Source organism: Bacillus sp. 22190 (assembly GCF_052045575.1).
GTDB lineage: Bacteria > Bacillota > Bacilli > Bacillales > Bacillaceae > Bacillus > Bacillus altitudinis.
Genome location: NZ_JBQEPF010000001.1, coordinates 255,513 through 277,669, shown reverse-complemented (window position 1 = coordinate 277,669; position 22,157 = coordinate 255,513). Strand labels below are relative to the sequence as shown.

General features: G+C 41.7%; 19 protein-coding genes. 12 read left to right on the top strand and 7 right to left on the bottom strand.

Features of this window, described 5'->3' with window-relative positions; all coding sequences use genetic code 11:
* Positions 1-15: 15 nt before the first annotated feature.
* Genes ACTJKA_RS01460 through ACTJKA_RS01450 form a run of 3 tightly spaced genes read left to right on the top strand, consistent with a single transcriptional unit; the run spans position 16 to position 3,728 of the window.
* Complete coding sequence (locus ACTJKA_RS01460; protein ID WP_035389723.1) at positions 16-1,482, top strand: spore germination protein; 1,467 nt, start codon at positions 16-18, stop codon at positions 1,480-1,482.
* A gap of 3 nt (positions 1,483-1,485) precedes the next feature.
* Positions 1,486-2,586 (top strand): GerAB/ArcD/ProY family transporter, encoded by a 1,101-nt coding sequence (locus ACTJKA_RS01455; protein WP_017368171.1) that lies wholly within the window; start codon positions 1,486-1,488, stop codon positions 2,584-2,586.
* Complete coding sequence (locus ACTJKA_RS01450; protein WP_216099178.1) at positions 2,583-3,728, top strand: Ger(x)C family spore germination protein; 1,146 nt, start codon at positions 2,583-2,585, stop codon at positions 3,726-3,728. Before ACTJKA_RS01455 ends, ACTJKA_RS01450 begins: the two co-directional genes overlap by 4 nt.
* Positions 3,729-3,932: 204 nt before the next feature.
* Here the strand turns inward: ACTJKA_RS01450 and ACTJKA_RS01445 are convergent, their stop codons facing one another.
* Together ACTJKA_RS01445 and ACTJKA_RS01440 are read right to left on the bottom strand one after the other, a co-directional pair.
* Positions 3,933-5,330, bottom strand: coding sequence for a glycosyltransferase (locus ACTJKA_RS01445; RefSeq protein WP_440607586.1), 1,398 nt, complete (start codon positions 5,328-5,330; stop codon positions 3,933-3,935).
* 285 nt (positions 5,331-5,615) lie between these two features.
* Positions 5,616-6,980, bottom strand: a complete 1,365-nt coding sequence (locus tag ACTJKA_RS01440; protein WP_089374136.1) for a sugar porter family MFS transporter — start codon at positions 6,978-6,980, stop codon at positions 5,616-5,618.
* 270 nt (positions 6,981-7,250) lie between these two features.
* Between ACTJKA_RS01440 and ACTJKA_RS01435 the strand changes: the two genes are divergently transcribed.
* Together ACTJKA_RS01435 and ACTJKA_RS01430 are read left to right on the top strand one after the other, a co-directional pair.
* Positions 7,251-8,216, top strand: coding sequence for an LCP family protein (locus tag ACTJKA_RS01435; protein WP_035389731.1), 966 nt, complete (start codon positions 7,251-7,253; stop codon positions 8,214-8,216).
* A gap of 348 nt (positions 8,217-8,564) precedes the next feature.
* Positions 8,565-9,446 carry a Cof-type HAD-IIB family hydrolase gene (locus ACTJKA_RS01430; RefSeq protein WP_265153825.1) on the top strand — a complete coding sequence of 294 codons (882 nt, stop codon included), beginning with the start codon at positions 8,565-8,567 and terminating at the stop codon, positions 9,444-9,446.
* A 56-nt stretch (positions 9,447-9,502) separates the two neighbouring features.
* Here the strand turns inward: ACTJKA_RS01430 and ACTJKA_RS01425 are convergent, their stop codons facing one another.
* From ACTJKA_RS01425 to pgsB, 5 genes are all read right to left on the bottom strand, one after another.
* Positions 9,503-10,726 carry a C40 family peptidase gene (locus ACTJKA_RS01425; RefSeq protein ID WP_017360003.1) on the bottom strand — a complete coding sequence of 408 codons (1,224 nt, stop codon included), beginning with the start codon at positions 10,724-10,726 and terminating at the stop codon, positions 9,503-9,505.
* 106 nt (positions 10,727-10,832) lie between these two features.
* The gene (locus ACTJKA_RS01420) at positions 10,833-11,003 is read right to left on the bottom strand and encodes a hypothetical protein (RefSeq protein WP_008343253.1); all 171 of its coding nucleotides are present in this window, start codon (positions 11,001-11,003) and stop codon (positions 10,833-10,835) included.
* Positions 11,000-12,166, bottom strand: coding sequence for a CapA family protein (locus ACTJKA_RS01415; RefSeq protein ID WP_017360004.1), 1,167 nt, complete (start codon positions 12,164-12,166; stop codon positions 11,000-11,002). Before ACTJKA_RS01415 ends, ACTJKA_RS01420 begins: the two co-directional genes overlap by 4 nt.
* Positions 12,167-12,184: 18 nt before the next feature.
* Entirely contained in the window at positions 12,185-12,634 is a 450-nt protein-coding gene (pgsC, locus tag ACTJKA_RS01410) for a poly-gamma-glutamate biosynthesis protein PgsC (protein WP_007497520.1), read from the bottom strand.
* A gap of 15 nt (positions 12,635-12,649) precedes the next feature.
* Positions 12,650-13,831: a poly-gamma-glutamate synthase PgsB gene (gene pgsB, locus ACTJKA_RS01405; RefSeq protein ID WP_007497522.1), complete on the bottom strand. Its 1,182-nt coding sequence runs from the start codon at positions 13,829-13,831 to the stop codon at positions 12,650-12,652.
* Positions 13,832-14,578: 747 nt separating this feature from the next.
* Here pgsB and ACTJKA_RS01400 point away from each other — a divergent pair.
* From ACTJKA_RS01400 to ACTJKA_RS01370, 7 genes are all read left to right on the top strand, one after another.
* Entirely contained in the window at positions 14,579-16,060 is a 1,482-nt protein-coding gene (locus ACTJKA_RS01400) for a spore germination protein (RefSeq protein ID WP_046526701.1), read from the top strand.
* Positions 16,050-17,147: a GerAB/ArcD/ProY family transporter gene (locus ACTJKA_RS01395; protein ID WP_440607585.1), complete on the top strand. Its 1,098-nt coding sequence runs from the start codon at positions 16,050-16,052 to the stop codon at positions 17,145-17,147. Before ACTJKA_RS01400 ends, ACTJKA_RS01395 begins: the two co-directional genes overlap by 11 nt.
* Entirely contained in the window at positions 17,137-18,279 is a 1,143-nt protein-coding gene (locus ACTJKA_RS01390; protein WP_025208103.1) for a Ger(x)C family spore germination protein, read from the top strand. Before ACTJKA_RS01395 ends, ACTJKA_RS01390 begins: the two co-directional genes overlap by 11 nt.
* A 117-nt stretch (positions 18,280-18,396) precedes the next feature.
* A complete protein-coding gene (locus tag ACTJKA_RS01385) occupies positions 18,397-19,395 on the top strand; it encodes a LacI family DNA-binding transcriptional regulator (protein WP_129547924.1) in 999 nt (332 codons plus the stop codon).
* Positions 19,392-20,270: a ribokinase gene (gene rbsK / locus ACTJKA_RS01380; protein ID WP_129547925.1), complete on the top strand. Its 879-nt coding sequence runs from the start codon at positions 19,392-19,394 to the stop codon at positions 20,268-20,270. The genes ACTJKA_RS01385 and rbsK overlap by 4 nt, the downstream gene beginning before the upstream one ends.
* Entirely contained in the window at positions 20,267-20,659 is a 393-nt protein-coding gene (gene rbsD, locus ACTJKA_RS01375) for a D-ribose pyranase (RefSeq protein ID WP_052320906.1), read from the top strand. Before rbsK ends, rbsD begins: the two co-directional genes overlap by 4 nt.
* 15 nt (positions 20,660-20,674) lie before the next feature.
* Positions 20,675-22,156, top strand: a complete 1,482-nt coding sequence (locus tag ACTJKA_RS01370; protein ID WP_025208107.1) for a sugar ABC transporter ATP-binding protein — start codon at positions 20,675-20,677, stop codon at positions 22,154-22,156.
* Position 22,157 lies beyond the last annotated feature (1 nt).

Below are 22,157 nucleotides of genomic sequence, written 5' to 3'. Positions count from 1 at the left end.
TGAGGGTGAGGTATTATGAAAAGTCGTATTGAACAAGATATAGAGTCCGTCATTCAGCGTGTCAAAAGCTTTGCCGGCAAAAGTGATGATATCGTGTTCCACTCGTTTTCATTTGGTCCTTCCGCTGTCTCTGCATGTCTCGTGTACGTTGAAGGACTCACAGAATTTGAGATGCTTTCCAAACAAATCATTTCACCTATGCAAAAGGAACTGACCATCACCGAGGTCGACCACACCACACTTTCTTCCCTTTCTAAAACGTTCTTTGGCATTCAAAATGATGTGCTGGAAGATATGAACCTTGCCATCGAGCAGTTATACAGCGGCAGGGCTATTTTATTTGTGGATAGAGCCACACAAGCGCTTGCGCTCCATACGAATCTTTTTCAATTTAGAGAAGTAGAGGAGCCGCAATCAGAAGTCCTTGTAAGAGGACCCCGGATTGGATTTATTGAAAATCTTGAAAAAAACACGGCATTGCTTCGTGAAAGAGCAAACGACCCGAACCTTGTCATTCAAAAGGTAAACATAGGAACTCGCAACAAGAAATCTGCTGCTCTTGTGTATGTTCGTGATATCGCAGACCCCAAACTAGTAGATGATGTATTCTCTCGTATGAAGCAAATCAAAATGGATGATATTCCTGAGTCCGGCTATATTGAACAGTTGATTGAAGACAGTCATGTCTCTATTTTTCCGCAGATTCAAAATACAGAACGTCCTGATCGGGTGATTGCCTCTGTGCTCGAAGGAAAGGTGTCTATTTTGCTCGATGGGACGCCCTTTGCCCTCATTATGCCGATGACTCTTACTGCCTTGATGCAATCACCGGAGGATTATTATCAAAGATGGACAAGTGCGACTCTTTTGCGTTTGCTCCGTTATATTGCCGTGCTTTTGACGATCTTTTTACCGGGACTCTATATCGCCCTTGTTTCCTATCATCCTGGTTTATTACCAACACGAATGGCACTGACCATCGCAGGCAGCCGGCAAAATGTGCCCTTTCCTCCTGTAGTGGAAGCCATTTTGATGTCGTTTACGATTGAACTGCTACGGGAAGCTGGACTTCGTCTTCCTAGGGCGATTGGGCAGACGATTGGACTGATTGGCGGCGTCATTATTGGACAGGCGGCTGTCCAAGCCAATATCGTCAGTGCTTTAATGGTCATTATTGTGTCTCTGACGGCACTAGCCGATTTTACTGCTCCATCATATGATTTCAGCTTTCCCTTACGCATCCTGCGGTTTATGGCGATCTTCAGTTCAGCCATGTTTGGATTATACGGCCTCATCATGTGTTATTTATTTGTACTTTGTCACTTGATGCAGCTCAAGACCTTTGGTTTTGACTATTTCACACCTGTTTTGTCTTCACCGTTTTCAGATTTAAAAGATACGTACGTTCGTTTACCAATAGGGCTATTTAAATCGAGACCGAAAACAGCCAAGACAAAAAATCTCAAAAGACAAGGAGAGTAAACGATGTACAGAGCTGAGAAGCTATCATTGTTACAAGTCACCATTCTGTGCAGTTCTACAATGATAGGCGCTGGAATTTTAACCATTCCTCGCAGTTCTGCCAATTCAGGATTCCCTGATGGCTGGATCATTGTATTAATACAGGGAGTCATCTTTGCTTTCGTTGCTTTTTTGCTAGGTTGGATTGCGGAGAAGAATGCACCGGATACCATTTTTGAATCGAATACAAAAGGAGCCGGTGCCTTCTTTGGCACGATTTTTAACCTAATGCTGATCGGTTATTTACTAGCCATTGTTGGTTTTGAGGCGCGTGTACTGGGGGAAGTGGTTCAATTTTTCCTGCTGCAATCGACCCCGATGACCGTGATTGTGATGATTTTTTTACTGGTGGCCACCTATCATTTAAAAAGCGGAATTTTTCCAGTAGTAAAAATGGTGACATACATTTATCCAATGACCATGATCATTTACATTGGGCTCATGCTGTTTAGTTTGAAAATATTTGATTTTGATTATTTACGCCCGGTAATGGCTCACGGGTTTAAAGATTTTAGTAATTTGTTCTCTCAAACATTTATTCAATTTACAGGCTTTGAAGTCATTTTGTTTGTCGTACCGCTTGTCTATAAAGACAAATGGTCAAAAGCGAAATGGGCCGCAGCGATCGGGGTAGGGATCACCACACTTATTTACTCCCTCACGCTCTTTATTGTGATTGGTTCCATGACAGTTGGAGAAACGAAATCACTCACCTGGCCCACTGTCTCACTCATTCAAGCGCTAGAACTAGAAGGGGTCTTCATTGAACGCTTTGATATTTTCTTACTGACGATCTGGACGTGCCAGCAGTTTATTTGTATGCTTGGCTTTTTCCAATTTGCTATTAAAGGCTGTCAAACGGTGTTTAAGACAACCAATTTAACGAGACTGCTATGGTTACTGTTTTTGCTGACCTCAGCTCTCTCTCTTTTTCCGAGAAATATCAATGAAGTCTTTTACTACTCGACTTTACTCGGCTATGCATTATTCGCTGTTTTAGCGATTCCTTTTATAACAGCTATTCTGCTCATGATACGTAAAAAATGGGGAGGTCGATCTGCATGAAAGGACGGCGTTTATGGCTCATCTTTTTGTCTTGCTGTCTTTTGCTTTTATCGACAGGTTGCTGGGACTTAAAAGATATTGAGAAATTATCGTTTGTGCGCGGTGTTGGCATTGACGAGGAAGATGATAACGGAGTCAAACTCACCTATCAAAACCTTGTCCCTAAAATGGGCGGAACACAAGAAGCAGATTCCCCTGGCTATGTGAATGTCGTCTCAAAGGGGAAAAATGTACTGGAAGCAGTCAGCAATGTCGCTTTGAAGGACCCGCCGATTTACAGTGATCACCTCAAAATCTTTTTGTTTGGCAAAAATCAAGCCGAGCATCATGATATTCAAGGAACACTCAACCACTTTATACGAGATGATGAGGTTCGAAGAAGCAGCTACCTCTTAGTGTCACGCCATGAGGCATCAAAAGTCATCAATCAAAAATTAAAATCACAACAAAAGGTGCCAGTTGAGCATATTTTTGAAACATCAAAAAACCGGAGCTTTAACGGGAAGATTTTACTGCCAACACGTATTGGCCGAGCGTCCGATTACTTTCAGATGGGTACAAGCTTTCTTGTCCAAAGTGTGGATGTCGTAAACGGAGAACTCACCTATGATGGTGCAGGCATTATCCATGGAAAAACACGAAAGCTGATAGGGTTCATTCCAGCAAAAGATGTCCAATCTTTAAACTGGGTCATGAATCGCATCTCAGGCGGAGTCGTACCCGCCACCTACAAAGGCTTTCCGATTACGTATGAAATCAAGAAAGCAAAGTCCAAGATTGAACCCTATCTGAAGAACGGAAAGATTTCCTTTAAAATTAGTGTACAAACAAACGGGAAACTATCAGAAGATCAATATCCCCCTGAAAACTCATACGATGAGCAATACATCAAACGATTTGAGCGCATTTTTGAACGCAAAATCAAAGAGCGCATTCAAAAAGCTGTCCACCACATGCAAAAAGAAGTTGGTGTTGACCCGATCCTTTTAAATCGACAGGTGCGCATCAAGTATCCAGACTTTTGGGATCAGCACCGCAATGAATGGGATACACTATTTCAAGAAGTAGACATTGCATATGACGTCAAAGTGAGCATTTTGAACTTTGGTGCAGAAGGCGCAACGAAAAGCTTTAAATGGTAGCACAAAAGGCGGTCATCCGCCTTAGATGGTTGACAAAGGGCTAAAATGAACTTTGTTTTAGCCCTTTGTCTTCTTTTCAGCGTGATAGAAAACCTTTGCAGTCTAGGAAGGACGAGTACCGGAGCGGAGCGAATGAAGGATTCGCGAGCACCGGCGCGCAGGACTGACAAAGAATGCGAGGGTTTGCCTACACGCTGAGGCGGATTACCCGGAGGGGGAACCGCCTTTTTTACGTGCAACGATCAAAAGCTGATAGAGCGTCACTTGATCAGATAATGCTTTTGTTTGAAAGCCAAGTGACTCTCCTACTCTCGCCACTTCGTCAAAAAACAATTGAACGTTTTGATCAATTGGCACATTGATCGGCTGTTCAATCACGCGATGAAATAAATGGTCTGGAAAGAGCGCCCGCATTGTGTTTGGTGTGAAAAATCTCATATGTGTTCGATCTAAAATCCCCACATCTTGATACGTAAAATCACCTGCCATTAAAGGAAGCAGCACTTCCGCATGCATCATATTAGGTAAGCAGCAAATGATGACGCCACCTGGTTTTAAAGACGCATGCGCTTGAGCAATCATCTGCCATGGATCTGACACATGCTCTAACACATCAGAAAAGATCACAGCATCAAAAAAAGCTTCTTTCTCTGACCAAGGATACTCATCCGCTTTTGTCTCAATCACTTCTTTGTAATACGCCTTTGCCATCTCTGCTTTTAATGCATCCGCCTCTACTCCGTACATGTCAGCGGACTGCCGGTTGATCAGTTCAAGCCCTGTCGCCCCAGCACCGCAGCCAACATCCAGCACACATCTGGCATCCTCAGGGAGCAGTGCTGCAAAATATGGATGGGGGGAGATCAGGTTTAAATCAATACCCCATTTATCTAAAAATCGAAGCCTGTTCTCCGCAAACAATGTAGAGATATTCGTTTCTTCATTGGCATTGAATGTGGCATGACCGTGATGATGTACAAATGAATCATGGACGATTTGCAGCTGGTATCCCTTCAGCAACGAACGCAGACAAAGGTCATCATCCTCAAATGATCCAAATACAAACCGCTCATCAAATAACCCTACATCCTCGATCAGCTCTCTTTTGACCAGCAAACAAAAACCAACAAGTCTATGCACATATGTTCTTTGACCTTTTCTCGAAGCCGTATATGCCTTTGCAAAGGCAGGAAGCTCCTTCACATCTGTGTAAGATGGCTGAACGAGCTGAGGACCACTCACATAATTGGAGACAGGGCCTACCATGCCAATACGATCTGATGCAAAAAGGGCTTCTCTTAAAGGCAAAAGCCAGTTTTCGGTCACAATCGTGTCGTTATTTAAAAAAAGAAGACTATCTCCTGTTGCCTTTTTCGCCCCTTGGTTACAGCCCTTGGCAAAGCCTTGATTCTTCTCGTTGTCAATCAACACGACATCTTCCAGTTGTCTCACATATTCCTTTGTTCCGTCTGATGAAGCATTATCCACGATAATGAGTTCATATTCATCACGCCGAGTATGCTTCTTGATACTGTCGATACATTTTTTCGTTAGGTGCAGTTCATTGTACGTCAGCATCACAATGCTCGTTTTTCCTTTCATCTCATTTCCACCTTTCGCCCGCCTGTTCCATATGTATGTCATAGGCAGCACGTTCAGAAGATGAGTGATTGTCCTTTCTTGATTAAACGTTTGTTTAACAAAGGGCTAAAATGAATTTTTTAGCCCTTTGTCTTCTTTTCAGCGTGATAGAAAACCTTTGCAGTCTAGGAAGGACGAGTATCGGAGCGGAGCGAATGAGAGATTCGTGAGCACCGACACACAGGGCTGAAATGCGAGGGTTTGTCTACACGCTGAGACCAGCTGCCTCATGCAGCTGGTCTTTTTTCATACCGTTTCCCCTTCGTCATTCACGACGGCACGGTTTCTCTTTTTTAAATCTTCTTCAATCTCTTCAAGACTTTTCCCTTTCGTTTCTGTGACTAAATATTTCACAAATAAGAAGGCACCTATGCCGATGGCTGCATAAATAAGGAAAAGGTTACTGATGCCAATTGCACTTAACAAGGTTGGGAATGTGAGCGAGATGATCAAATTCCCTGTATGCAGTAGGAAGGTCGATACCCCCGTACCGATTCCCCGGACATGTACTGGGAACAGCTCCGGCAGCATCACCCATACGACCGGGCCCCAGCTGACAGCAAAAATGACGATGAAAAGTCCTAAACATATAATTGTCGTCCACCCTGCAGCTGTTGATCCCTCGAAAAAACGATTGACCACTGCTAGAACAATCAAACTAAGAACCATCCCTACATTTCCAAATAGGAGTAACGCTTTCCGCCCGACACGATCAATGATTTTAATCGCAACAAACGTCATGACAACATTGACTGCACCAATTCCTACAGTTCCTAAAATGGCTGCTGAATCGCCAAAGCCGACACTTGTGAATGTTTTTGGTGCATAATAAATGATCGTATTTGTCCCAATAAACTGCTGTAAAAAGGCTAAACCGACACCAGCAATTAAAGCGGGGCGCACCCATGGTTCGAGTAATTCCTTAAGACCGCCTTTTTCTTCACTTTCTGCTTTTTGAATATCCGCAATTTCGTCTTCAACTTCTTGCTTGCTTTGTCTAAGTTTTGACAATATTTCTTTCGCCCGGTCCGCCTGTCCTTGGACAAACAGCCAGCGAGGACTTTCTGGCATAAACAAAATACCACATAACAAGAGCACAGAAGGAACAACGGCAATTCCAAGCATCAGACGCCATGCCTCTGCATCTGCTAAAACGTAGTTCACAATATAGGCAAGAAGAATACCAAATGTGATCATGAGTTGGTTTAATGAGGAAAGTGCCCCTCTTGATTCCTTTGGTGCAAGTTCAGATAAATATAATGGAACAATCGTCGTCGAGCAACCGACAGCAAGTCCTAGCACGATTCGGAATAAAACCATGACCTCCGTATTCGGTGCAAGGGCTGTTCCAAATCCGCCGATAATAAATAAAATGGCTGCGGCGATAATCGCTTTTTTCCGTCCGAATTGATCTGTCAGTTTTCCAGAAAGAGAAGACCCGAGCATCGCCCCGATTAAAATCGAGCTGACCACAAGTCCCTCTGTAAATGCATTTAAACCTAAATCCTCTTTCATAAATAAGATAGCGCCAGAAATGACACCTGTATCGTAACCATATAAGGCGCCGCCAAGTGCGCCGAAGAAATAAAGCCACCCATTCCGATTTTTCATGATCATAACCCCTCTTTTATCTATGTAATGACTGGATGTTTCTCTATGAAAAATCATTTTCCTCACTTCCTGTCATTTCAAACATTTCGATGTTTTATGACAAATATATTTCATTTGCGTATCATTGAAACTTTTTTAGATAAGGAAACGTCAATTAAGCGTTAGTGAAAAAAATGTCGCACTATATCCCGTTTTAAGGTATATTTGTTTTAGTTTGTAAGCAGGAAGAAGGACATCTTTACTATAAAATCATAGCGAGGGTTTAAATATATGGATCAAACAAGAAGTAAACGCAAAGGCAAAAAGCGTTTAAAACCATGGGTGAAAGTCACTCTTTTTATTTTTGGTATTCTTTTACTGACAACCGCTTCTGTCACCGGCTATGCCTACTATAAAGTGACAACAGCTGCTAAAAAAGCACAAGTCTCTCTAGACCGCGGTGCACAATCTGTCAAACGGATTGAAGCATTTGATCCTGGGAAAGACAGCTTTTCTGTCTTGCTACTTGGCATTGACAGCAGACCAGGCGAAACCGTCAAACAAGCACGAAGCGATGCAATGGTATTAGCGACAGTAAATCGTACGAATAAAACCGTGAAATTATTAAGTATTCCAAGGGACTCATATGTTAATATTCCAGGTCATGGTTATGACAAAATCACACATGCACACGCATTTGGTGATGCAGACCTCACGGTGAGTACAGTTGAGAATTTACTAGATATCCCTGTCGACTTTGTGATTGAAAGTAATTTCAAAGCGTTTAAGGAAATTGTGAACGAATTAAACGGTGTTTCCGTTAACATTAAAGATGAATATGTTGTGAAACAGATTCTCAAAGATACAAAGGGCAAAGTTCAGCTGCAAACGGGCACTCACACACTAGATGGTAATCAAGCTCTCGCTTATGTGAGAACAAGAAAAGCAGACAGTGATCTCATGCGTGGACAGCGTCAAATGGAAGTATTAAAAGCCATTTTCGATAAATCAAAATCAGTAACATCTATTCCGTCTTATGACAATATCATAGATACTCTAGGCGATAACGTCTCAACTAACCTGTCAATGAAAGAACTAGTCGGTCTTTTCCCACTACTCACTTCATTGAAATCTGTTGATACGATTCAACTAAAAGGATCTGATTACCAGCCAAATGGCGTTTATTATTACCAATTGGATCAAAACCAACTGAACGAAGTCAAAACGGAATTGAAGAAACAGCTTGAATTATCATAAACACAGAAAGCGTCCTTTTGGGCGCTTTTTATGTGTTGAAAAAGGTGTTTGCCCTTTTTCTTCTTTTCAGCGTGATAGAAAACCTTTGCAGTCTAGGAAGAACGAGCACCGGAGCAGAGCGAATTTGATATTCGTGAGCACCGGAGCGCAGGACTGACAAAGAATGCGAGGGTTTGTCTACACGCTAAAAGCGTCCTTTTGGGCGCTTTTTCTTATATCCTTGATCAATTGACCATTTTTGTTTAGCCTTAAAGAGAGGAATCCACGATCCGACTCTTTCATGAGAATGAAGGAAATCGTACATACTTTGAAGAGGCTATTGCATGAATGAAGGAGGATATAACAGCAATGAAAAAAATGATTGCGATTGATTTAGACGGTACACTCTTAAATACGAAAAGTGAAATATCCGCTCAAAACCGGCAGGCATTGATTCGTGCGAAGGAAGCTGGATATATTGTGACCATTTGTACAGGGCGCGCGACTTTTGATGTAAAAGAGCTTCTCGAGGATTTGGATATTCCCATCATTGCGGCAAACGGAGGAACTGTCCATACAGAAGGGTACAAGCTCTTCAGCAGAATCACCCTTGATCAAGAAGCTGGTAGACGTGCTGCAAAGGAATTAGTGGAACGGAACATTTATTTCGAGGTCTATACAGACGATGCCCTCCTTTCCCCATTTGATGGAAAAGATAAGCTCAAAGCTGAATTTGATATGATCAAAAGCGCCAATCCTAACGAGGATGTAGCTGATTTATGGGCAGGGGCGATGACTCAATTTAAACAGTTTGGCATCAAACCTGTCGATGACATCCGTCAAATTTTTGAGTCGAATGAACCAACTTATAAATTACTATGCTTCTCATTTGATATGAATAAGCTGCAAGAAGCACGAGATCTTCTTTCTAAGATGCCTGAGCTCTCATTGACCTCATCTGGAGAACATATCATTGAGGTATTGCCAAAAGAGTCAGGCAAAGGACATGCCCTCAAGAAACTTGCAGCCCATTATGGCGTAGACCGATCCAATATTTATGCGATCGGTGATAGCCCTAATGATCTATCCATGTTCGATGAAGCAGGACACAGGATAGCGATGGGGAATGCGGTGGATGTCATTAAAGAAAAAAGCACCTATATCACAAAAGGCAACCATGAAGATGGCGTCGCCTATTTTATTGATCTGCTTTTGCAGAATCAATTTCAAGAAAAAAAGACGCTTGTCTGATCAGCGCCTAGTGAGAAGTCGAGAAGTCCGATCTGAGCATCGATCGGGCTTTTTCTTTATTTTTTAATTCTAACAGCCGTCTCATATTTATCCTTCCAATACGTACTTGTTTTCATATTGGTAATGACAACGCCATTTGAAACCGTCACATGAATGACTTGATTTGAACCAGCATAAATGGCTGGCATCAACGAAGTCCCTTTAAAAAAGACAAGATCTCCTGGCTTTAGTTCCGATCGTTTCACAGGTGTACCTGCTTTAACTTGTCCCGGCGCATAGCGAGGCATCTCCATTCCAAGCACTTCTTGATAGATATACTGCGTGAATCCTGCTGTATCAAAGCCTTGCTTTGGGCTCGCACCACCTTTTACATAGGGTACTTCTCCAATATACGTAGCGGCTTTTGATACGACTGGGTCTTCTTTCGCTAGTTTCAGCTCAGTTAATCGTTTCGCACCTGTCCATTTCTCACGCCAATACGATTCAGACAAATAAGAAATCGTCACACTTTCCGAACGGCTCGCATGAATAAAGCGGTCTCCTCCGATGTACATGCCTACATGTGAAATTCCTTTTTTATACGTGTTGCTAAAAAAAACAAAATCTCCAGGGCGAATATCGTCTCGTGCCACTTTCTCTCCAACCATCCATTGCTGCTCAGCACTTCTTGGCAAATAAATCCCAAGTGATTTTTCAAATAAATATTGTAAAAAACCTGAACAATCGAATCCTACTTTTGGATCTGATGCCCCGAATACATAAGGGATTCCTAAATATTTCATCGCATCTTTCACCAGTTGATCATCCGACATCTCTTGGGAGACAGGCAGCCGTTTGACCGCATAGAACCGATCGGTCCAATATTTACTTTTGCTGACATCTGTTTTCACCACCCCTTGACTGAGTGTGATGTGGATCACCTGATCATTTCCAGCGTACAAAGCAACATGTGTTGGGATGTCTTTTGTTTCTTCAAGACTGCGAAAATAGACAAGGTCTCCGGGCTTCGCTTTTTCCCATGATACGCTTTCACCGATTTGGTATTGATCAATCACCTTTCGCGGCAAATCAAATGCACCGGTTGTTTTATATACATATTGTATAAAGCCAGACGCATCAAAGCCCGTTTTCGGATTGATTCCTCCTTTATGATAAGGCGTGCCTATCAGCGTTTCCGCTTGTTTTAAAGGAGATGTTGTTTGAGCAGACACCTCTGTTTGGGACATAAACATGAGTCCTACAATGGCACATCCTCCAAGCAGTATTCCTTTCCATTTCATCCTCTCTTCCTCCTTTCTTTTATAGTTTCGACATGACCCCTTTCATTTTACACCTTTTTCCGTCAAAAAAGAGCACGCCTCGCGTGCTCTTTTCATCATCATTTCTTTATTTACTCGCTTCCGCTTTTGACTGCTTTTGCTGTTCAATTTTCTGCATTTCAACCGAGATCTTTTGTTTCTCATGATCTGTGAGGCTGTCACTAAATTTAAAAGCAGACATAAAGACAAAGACTAAAATTAACGCAACAAACGGCCAGCTTGCTTTAAGGAATTTCATTTTTTATCCTTCCCTTCGTTTTCTTTTAATGTTTGAACTTTATCAGAATGATCGACTTCAAAGAAAATATGTCCGTCTTTTTCTTTCCAATCCGCATTCGTGCCATTTGTCAGCATACGGATAATCGATTTTGATTCAAGAGATCCTGCTTTGACTGGAGCAGGTGTCGCTTCTTTGATGTACATTGGAACCACTTCAAATGTCGCTTTTCCATCTTCATTCAGATGATACTGAACAATAGCAGAATCACGTGTTCTTGACCAACCTTGGTCAAAAATAAAGTTCCCCAAGCTATAGAAAATCGCTGTTCCGTTATAGACTTCCATCGGCTCAAGAACGTGCGGGTGTGCACCGATAATGATATCAGCACCAGCCTTTGACATCGCTCTTGCCAGCTCTCTTTGTCTGTCGTTTACTTCATTGTTATATTCCTGTCCCCAGTGCGCATGAACAACAACGATATCTGCCTTTTCAGCAGCTTGTGAAATCATCGGAATAAAGATAGATGGATCAGCTGGCAGAATACCTGCCTTTCGATTTGTTGCTTTAAAATCTTTTCCATATACATCTGTAAAACCAAGGGTAGCGATTTTAACGCCATTCACTTCTTTGTATGAAATGTTCTGCTTCGCATCATTGACGTTGCGCCCAGCCCCTGTATAATCCATGTCAGCTTTTTCAAAGGCATCAATCGTGTTATTTAAGCCTTTTTCACCGTAGTCTGCTGCATGGTTATTCGCAAAGTTTAGTACAGAGAAATTCAAATCCTTTAACGCTTGTACAGAATCTTCATCTGTTTTCAAATGAATATTCTTTTGTGCTGCCTGTTCCTTATCTGAAGCCACTGGATGCTCAAAATTCCCAGTTACATAATCTGATACATCAAAATACGGCTTCGCATAGCGGAACAGATGCTGCTTTCCATAGCGGTCTGTTACTTTCTCTACATTTCTTCCAAACATAATATCTCCGACAAACGAAGCGGTCAGGATGTTTTCTGGATTCTTTTCTACAGTTGGTACTTGTGCTTTCCCGATAAATGTAAATAGAAATGTACAAGCAATGACAATCGGTAAAGCAATCAGTACGTGTTTATTCGTCTTTTTCTTTTGGTTCTTTGTGATTTTCAGCAGCTTTTCCTGAAAGCTCAATTTTTTATTCATCATTGGACACACCTTATCTTAAAATAGATAGTAAACATACATGATGGCAAATGTTGCACCACTTAGAAGTAATGTGCTTCCAAGGGTAATCGTAAGACCTTGCTTTTGAATCGTATTCGCAATCAATCCAGGCACGATGATTCCGATTCCGCGGAATTCTGCTATTTCAAACGGAACCACTGGATAGAAGAAATCAAATATGAGCTTTAGGGCAATTCCTGTAATCAGCATCGCCGCAAACTTTCTGCGTCCGTACAAAATCATAAATTTCGATAGACCAAAACGAACGATCACATATGTCAGCAAGCTGACAGATAAAACAACTAAAATGAAGACTGGCTGGTTAAAGACGAGCGCCAGATAACCTGGAACAACCAACCCAGCTGGTACGATTCCTGTTTTTTCTGCAAAAATTAAACTGAGTAGAACACCTAAAATTAACGAGATATAAAGATCTGATCCGAACATTTTCTATATTTCCTCCTAGCTGACAAGCTGCTTAATTTTGTATTCTTGAATTTTTTCGATTAAAGGTTCAGCGGCGCCGTGAATATTGCCGACTCCATAAACCACTCGATTATGAAGCTTTTTCTCAAGCATGTTCATAATTTGTTCTGTAGATTGATATTCAAGGTTGTGTAAGTGGTCAGCCGGAATTTTTCCATCCTCAAATGCCTTCACAATTGGATCTGTCGTTTCACCAATTAAGACAAGATCACTTGCTTCAATATAAGGAAGTACATCCTCCGCAAACTGGATCGTTCTATCTACACGATCCGCACGACAGTTCATGATAATAATCGGTTCATCTGTTGGATACCCAATTTCCTTCACACGCTTCCAAATGTTCAATGTAGATGCTGCGTCATTAGCCGCAAATCCATTTACAAAATGTCCAGGTGTTTTTGCGTCCATTAATGGAAGAATTCTCATCGCTCCTGGATCAGGCGGCGCATTTAACATGCCTCTAAATGCCGTATCTTCATCAATTCCCAATGCTTGTGCGACACCAAGTGCAAGTGAAGCATTATCCGGGAACACCATATACTCAAATTTCCGTAAATACTCATCGGTAATCTTGGAATTATCTGCAACAATCACTTCAGTATTGCGTTTTTTCGCAATCTCTTTAAAGAAATCTGTATATTCACTATCCGTAATAACCAAGTGCCCATTGTAAGGAATTGTCGCTGTAAAGGCTTCAGCTATTTCATCAAGAGTTGGCCCCATCACATCCATATGATCTTCAAGAACGTTTACGATCACGCCAATATTCGCTTGAAGCAGCTCTTCCTGAAAGATAATTTGGTAATCTGGATTCACCGCCATACATTCACTGACGATGGCATTTGCTCCTCTTTCAACTGTTTCTCTCATAACTTCTTTCTGCTCTCCGATATTTGGTCCTTGCGGTTTCCTTTTAATCGGTTTCTCTTCTGGCGTATCCCAATAAATCATTCTTGCATCCGTTCCTGTTGTTTTGCCGACAGTTTTATAACCTGCCTCCATTAAGATACCGGTTGTCAATCTTGTAACGGTAGACTTTCCGCGTATACCATTAATATTGACGCGTACCGGCAGGGCATCGATATTTTTCTGATGACGCTTCTTTTCAATAAAGCCAATCCCTAACATGATGACACAGGCTATAACGATTAACCACATCGCTTATCTACATCTCCTTTTTTTATGAGTGTGATATGTAAATTCAATCAACAGTATATAGGTTCAGCATAAAATCACAATCGGTATTATGTAACATAATCTTTCACTTCCTCGTATGCCAAATTCCTCTAATCAGAAGGCGTATTTGCCTACCTCATGCTCAAATGAAAAGGCCAAAAGACGGACAAAATGACGACTGAATTTCTGCTTCAAACAAGAGAAAGCGTTACCATCAAACAGTGAAAAATCTTTTGTCCTTTTCTCCCTAAATTTTTCGACAATTATTAAGATGTATTTTGAATCAATGTTTTAAAGTCCTTTCATCTCTATGAAATCAGTCATATCAGTGCTTTAAATGAATAGTGCGTGTTTTAGAATATTTTATATTTTTAAATGAACAGGTTAGAAAGTCATCCTCATCGGTCAGAACGCTATGTGTTGACCTATGACAAAGGTCACCTGTCAAAAAATCAAGTCATCTGCTTATTTTCAGGTCACAAAAAATTGGGATAAGATGTCAAATATTAATCATTTTGTTATAGCCTCTCTTTACGATATTCACTCCTTATGACCTAAACAATGAAACATTATTCATTTCTTTTTATCAAGATTCATCATTTCTTAACATTTTTAATGTGATTTTAGTTGAAAGTTGTCGGTTCGTGTCATGCTTTCCCCAAAGATGACGCATAAAATCATCTTCTCGGCTTACACTATGGTTAAAAAATCTGTGAGAGGAGGCTAAAGATGCCAAATACGAATGAGCAAACACGCTTACACTTTTTATCAGGCGGTTTTGAGGAAAAGATTCGGATTCTGAACAAAGCATTTCAACAAAGCGCTGATTTTGAATACCGGGAATTGATGGTGAATGAAACGAAATCAGTGCTGTTTTTTATTAAAACTAGAGTCGATGAAAGCAAATTAAACGACTTCATTATCGGCAACTTGCTCGGTCCTCCTGGAGAGCAGAACTATACAAAATCTCTTAGTTCACTCGAAACAGGTGACTTGACGCTGATTGTCGACAGCATTATTGCCGGAAGTATTGCCTTCCTTGATGAAAAATCCGCACAGATCAAAATATTTGCTGTTGGGCAGCCGCCGCTGCGTTCCATTTCTGAACCTTCTTCTGAAAGTATTATTGCAGGCGCACATGATGGGTTTGTTGAGAGTTTAGATACCAATTTATATTTGCTGCGTTCACACTTAAATGATCGAAAACTTGCAATCCAGTATCATAAGGTCGGTACAAAATCCGAAACAAAGGTTGCAACGGTTTATATTTCTGATATTGCCAATCAAGAAAAGATAGATGAGGTTAACAAACGAATTTCTTCTATTAAAGTAGACACGCTGCTTAGCCCCGGTTCTATTGTAGAGGCGATTGAAGATGATTCGTATTCCATCTTCCCGCAGCTTATTGACACAGAACGACCTGACAAAGTGAGATCTGCCATTCTTGAAGGAAGAATTGTCGTCTTAATGGATGGCAGCCCAATGGCTATCATTTTGCCTATTACGTTCTTTAGCTTCTTTCAATCACCAGATGACTATAATAGCCGCTGGATTCCGGCTACATTTATTCGTATTCTTCGTTATATTGCCTGTATCATCGCTGTGATTTTGCCTTCTTTTTATATTGCAGTCATCGGCTTTCATTATGAGGTAGTCCCGGATGAATTAGCGATTACGATGAAAAATTCCATTATCGGCATTCCTTTTCCGCCGTTAATTGAAGCAATGCTGATGGAGATTACGATTGAGCTCATACGAGAAGCAGGGGTGCGACTGCCAAAGCCAATTGGTCAGACGATTGGGATTGTAGGCGGTTTGGTGATTGGAGACGCTGTGGTAAAAGCTGGACTCATTTCGAATGTCCTTGTCATTGTTGTTGCCGTGACAGCTGTTGCATCCTTTGTCCTCCCATCCTTTGAAATGACGTCCACCATTCGTATGCTTCGTTTCCCTCTCATGTTTATGGCATCGATGTTTGGGTTTATTGGCATTTCATTCGGCCTGTCGATCGTATTGATGAATTTATGCCGCCTCGAATCACTAGGTGTCCCGTACTTATCACCAGTGGCTCCATTTAACTGGCAGGACTTAAAAGATACTGTGATTCGATTACCGATGTGGATGTACAAAAAGCGCCCTGTTTACTTAAATCCAAAAAAGAAAGAGCAAATTGAAAATTTGAGAGGATGGAAAAATAAAGATGAAAAATAAAATATCTCCACCTCAAGCTGTCTTTTTTATCATTCAATCTCAAATTGGTGTCGGTATTCTAGCCCTGCCTCATTTGCTGATGAAAGACATGGGACACGATGGGTGGATGGCGATTATCTTAGCCTGTTTTTTCATTCAAATCATTAACACCATTTTTATTTACATCATTCAGAAGTATCCTGATATATCATTTTTCCAAGCCTTAATTGAAGTGTTCGGAAAATGGATCGGCCGGACTTTGGTGGCACTATATACGTTATACTTCGCCTCCGTCTGCATTGTTGTTTTATCCATTTTCACAAGAATTCTTGGCATTTGGGTACTGCCGCTCACACCAAATTGGGTCATTAATCTGTTACTGATGATCTCCATCATTTACATTGCAAAGGAGCAAATTACGGCCATTGTCAGGTTTAACTTCGTTTTGACGCCCTTTTTGCTCATGCTGTCTCTCTTAATGCTCTATTCATTAAAAGGAACCAATATCGACTACCTCATGCCTTTTTTCCAAGTGGATCTTTCTCAAGTTTCACTTGGATTAAAAGACGTCGTTCTATCTATGAATGGGTTCGAGATGATCCTCATTATCTCTCCATTGATGAAAGGAACCATTAAGGAACGATATAAAGTCATGACCATTGCCAATATATGCACGGCGCTTTACTACCTATTTATTACATTGATTTGTTTTATGTTCTTCAGTCCGATTGAGCTCAATATCATTCCCAACCCAGTTCTTTATCTATTAAAAACCATTTCGTTCGGTGTGATTGAGCGGACGGATTTAATTTTTCTTAGTTTCTGGGTATTTGTCATTTTAGCCACACTCAGTAATTATCTTTACTTTTGTGCAAATGGCGTAGCAAGTATTCTCAAGAAAAAAGACCACAAAAAATACGTCTTTTATTTTGCCATTTTGATCTATGCGGCTAGCTGTTACCTTGCAACCGATAATTTTAGAATTCAGCGTTTTAATGATTTTACCACCATCGCTCAATATTCATTTATTTACACACTCCCAATCTTTATGGCCATTATCATCTTTATCAAACATCGCAAAGGGAAGGTGAAATCACATGCGTCATAAGTACATACTGACGTTGCTCATGTGTGTGTCTCTCATATTCATGCCTGGCTGCTGGGATCAGAACCTATTAAAGAATATCTCTCTTGTTTTAACCTCTGCTGTTGATCAAGGAGAAGATGACAATGCGAAGTACTCGATTACTTATCGAAAGGTGCAGCAGTCTCAAAGTATGGAGCAAGGAAATACTGGCAGCTTTTTAACCACTCTTCTCACAACGGAAGCACCTACTTTAAGAAAAGCAAGAACCAACTTCAGCCGGATAGTGGATCAAAAAATAGACATGTCGAAAATGCGGGTGATGCTGATCGGTGATGAATTTGCCCAAAATCGTCTTCTGCCCTATTTAGATATGTTTTATCGTGATCCGAAAAGCCCCCTCCTCGCAAATCTTGCCGTTGTTCAAGGGGGAACTTGTGAAGAAGTGATTAACTCGCTACTGAAGGAAAAGCTCATTGTGAGTGACTATTTAAATAACTTGATCACAACCGCATCACGCTCATCCCAAGTAGCACCTAAAAACATTCAAAGTATTCGATCTAAAATGCTCCAAACTGGAGAGGACTTCACATTGCCCTTAATCCATTTTGATCAATCGAAGAAATTAATCAGTGTAAAAGGTGTTGCCCTATTTGATAATGAGAAAAAGAAAGGCGAGTTGTACGGTCAAGATGCGATCTTGCTCACCATCATGGACGGAAAAATGGGCAAGTATGCCAACTTCACAAAAAAAGTGAGAAGCGACATGAAGTCAAAAGAAAACAATTACATTACGATTCAAGTCACTGATGTAAAGAGAGACATCGAGATTCTAAATCCTGATCATCGAAACTTAACATACTCACTCAAATTTGAATTTAATACTTCTGTCATTGAGTACCCAAAAGATAACCTTGATACTGACAAAAAAATTGAAATGCTCAACAAAAAGCTATCAGTCATTTTGACAAAAGAAGCAGAAAAAATTATCGCTGCCCTGCAAGATGCGAATTCCGATGTGCTAAGCCTCGGCAGAAAATACAGAGTCAGACATTATGATGAGTATATGAAAATGAATTGGGTCACCGATTATCCAAAAGTGAAGATCATTCCAAAAATCAAAGTGAACATTACTCAAACAGGCATTATTAGTTAAGAAAAGGAAGACGTCCTCTTTCTTTTCTTTTTTTATTTTTTTAAGATTGTTTTTTCAATGCTTTCGTGATAATCTATCTGTGTAAACGGTTACACATCAAAGAAGGGAGGCACTCCATTGGCTACAATTAAAGATGTTGCAAAAGCTGCTCAAGTGTCTGTTGCAACTGTTTCACGCGTGCTCAATGATACTGGATACGTCCATATTGATACGAAAACCCGTGTGACACAAGCGATGCAGGAGCTCAACTACTTCCCCAATGAAGTGGCACGATCCCTTTTTAAAAGAGAATCAAGATTAGTTGGTCTCATCTTACCTGATATCACAAACCCCTTCTTCCCTCAGCTGGCTAGAGGCGTTGAGGATGAGATTCATGCAAACGGTTTTCGTTTATTATTCGGAAACAGTGATGAAGATCGGGAGAAGGAAATGGCCTATTTACAAACCTTTAAGCAAAACCAGGTGGTCGGTGTCATCGCTGTCACAAACGAACCTGAATCGGATTTATACAATGATGATGAACTGCCTGTTGTCTTCTTAGATCGTACCGTTCCAAATGCACCTTCTGTGTTTGCAGATGCTACGGCAGGTGGGAAAATGGCTGCAATGGAATTAATCAAACGCGGCAGTCAGCAAATCACATTGCTAAAAGGGCCCGCTCATCTTCAAACGGCGCGGCAAAGATTCAAAGGCGCACTTGATGTTCTGACTGAAGAAGGTGCTAACTTTCATGTGATGTCTAACGCTTCTTTTTCTTTTCAGGAAGCCCGAAAAAGCGCCAAGGCTCTTTTCAAGCTGTACCCTGAAACAGATGGCATCATTGCCAGCAATGACATCGTCGCAGCAGCCGTCGTACACGAAGCGCTTCGTATTGGAAAAGCCATTCCAGAAGACGTCCAAATCATTGGATTTGATGATATTCCGCAAAGTGAACTGCTCTTCCCTTCTTTATCAACGATCCGGCAGCCTGCCTATGATATGGGGAAAGAAGCCGCAAAGCTGATCATTAAAGCCATTCAAAAACAGCCAATAGATCAAGCAGTTATTCAAATGCCCGTCTCTTTTATTGAACGAGAGACCACAAGAAAGACCACAAGAAAGGTGGATTCACAATGAGTCAAATAGTTGTCGTAGGAAGTTGTTCCATGGATCTAGTTGTCACATCGAATAAGCGTCCTAGTGCCGGAGAAACCGTCCTAGGCGAATCATTTAAAACGGTTCCTGGGGGAAAAGGAGCCAATCAAGCAGTAGCAAGCGCAAGGCTCGGTGCAGATGTATATATGATCGGCCGAGTTGGTGATGACGCGTATGGTCAGGACATTATGAGCAATTTGCAAGCACAAGGTGTTCGCACCACCTATATGAAACCGGTTACCGAAATGGAAAGCGGAACAGCTCATATCATTTTAGCTGAAGGAGATAACAGCATTGTTGTCGTCAAAGGAGCAAACAATGAGGTAACACCTCATTATGTAAAAGATGCTCTTTCTTCTATTGAAAATATCGGAATCGTCCTCATCCAGCAGGAAATTCCTGAAGAAACAGTCGAAGCCGTCTGCGCCATTTGCAGCGAAAAAGGGATTCCAGTCATCTTAAATCCCGCACCAGCTCGCAAAGTCTCTCAGCAAATATTAGATCAAGCTGCCTATATCACGCCAAACGAACACGAAGCAGCTCTTATGTTTGATGGACTCACCATAGCAGAGGCTTTGCGCCAATATCCAAACAAATTACTCATTACAGAAGGAAAAAGTGGTGTTCGATACTTTGACGGATCAAAAGAAGTGTTGGTACCGGGCTATCCTGTGAAAGCCGTCGACACTACAGGCGCTGGCGATACTTTTAACGGCGCTTTAGCTGTAGCACTAACAGAAGGAAAATCCCTATACGACGCACTTGCCTTTGCTAACTTAGCCGCATCTATCTCAGTCACAAAATTTGGTGCCCAAGGCGGCATGCCAGCAAGAGAAGAATTGGAGAATAAGAAATGAAGAAAAATGGTATTTTAAATAGTCATATCGCCAAGGTGCTTGCTGATCTTGGTCATACAGATACGATTGTCATCGCAGACTGCGGCCTGCCCATTCCAGAAGGCCCGGTCAAGATCGACCTTGCATTATCCATCGGCACACCATCCTTTCAGGAGGTTACTTCCCTTCTTCTTGAGGAAATGGCCGTTGAACACATCACGATCGCCAGTGAAATCAAAGAAGCCAATAAGAGAGATCATTTATTTCTAAAGAAAGCGTTCTCACATCCGTTAGATGAAGTCGATCACGAGACATTTAAAGACATGACCAAACAGGCAAAAGCAGTGATTCGAACGGGTGAAGCCACCCCATACGCAAACTGCATTCTTCATGCCGGTGTCATCTTTTAAAAGGAGGAGCCACTTATGAACATTGAAATGCATAACATCCATAAGGCCTTTGGAAAAAACACCGTTCTCGCCGGGGTCTCCTTTGACCTCGTCACAGGTGAAGTCCATGCACTTATGGGTGAAAACGGGGCAGGAAAATCAACGTTAATGAATCTGCTGACAGGACTCTATTCCCTGGATCAAGGAACGATTCAAATCGACGGAAAAGAAACCGCTTTCAAGAATCCGAAAGAAGCCGAGCAGAACGGGATTGCCTTCATTCATCAGGAGCTGAATATATGGCCTGATATGACGGTACTAGAGAATTTATTTATCGGGAAAGAAATCTATACAAAACTTGGTCTCCTAGACACCAAGAAAATGAAAACCCTCGCCCAAGCGCAGCTCGACCGATTGTCTGTCAACCTCTCGCTCGATCAAGAGGCAGGAAGCTGTTCTGTCGGACAAAAGCAGATGATTGAGATTGCGAAAGCGTTAATGACCGATGCGAAGGTCATCATTATGGATGAACCAACAGCTGCTCTCACAGACCGTGAGATTGAAAAGCTATTTCAGGTCATTGAATCACTCAAAAAAGAAGGCGTTTCCATCGTCTACATTTCTCACCGGATGGAAGAAATCTTTGCCATCTGTGACCGGATTACGATCATGCGTGACGGAAAAACGGTCGATACGAAAGCGATACCGGACACGAATTTCCATGAAGTCGTCAAAAAAATGGTCGGCCGCGAATTAACAGATCGTTACCCTGAGCGCACACCTTCTACTGGTGATATCGTCCTAGAGGTGAAGCAAGCAACGAGGAAAGGCCGCTTTCAAGATGTCAGTTTTTCCGTCAAAGCTGGGGAAATTGTCGGTGTTGCAGGCTTAATGGGCGCTGGCCGGACAGAAATGATGCGGTCGCTCTTTGGACTCGATCCCCTGGATCAAGGAGAAATTTGGGTTCATGGGAAAAAGGCTGTTATTAAAAAACCAAGTGATGCGGTCAAGCTTGGCATCGGTTTTATTACGGAGGATCGCAAAGATGAAGGACTGATGCTAGATGCATCCATCCGGGAAAACATCGGCTTGCCTAACTTAGACAGCTTCTCTCCAAAGGGGCTGATCGATAAGAAAAACGAGCAGGATTTTGTTGACCTGCTCATCAAACGACTCACGATCAAAACCGCTTCATCTGAAATTTCTGCACGCAGCCTGTCCGGTGGAAATCAGCAAAAAGTCGTCATCGCCAAATGGATCGGCATTCAGCCGAAGGTGCTGATTTTAGATGAACCGACAAGAGGTGTCGACGTCGGGGCGAAACGAGAAATTTATCAGCTCATGAACGAGCTGACGGATCGAGGCGTTGCGATTTTGATGGTCTCCTCTGAGCTCCCAGAAGTTCTTGGGATGAGCGATCGAGTGCTTGTCATTCATGAAGGAACCATCAGCGGAGAATTAAGTAAAACAGAAGCTACACAAGAACGAATTATGACACTAGCTACAGGAGGGAAGTAAC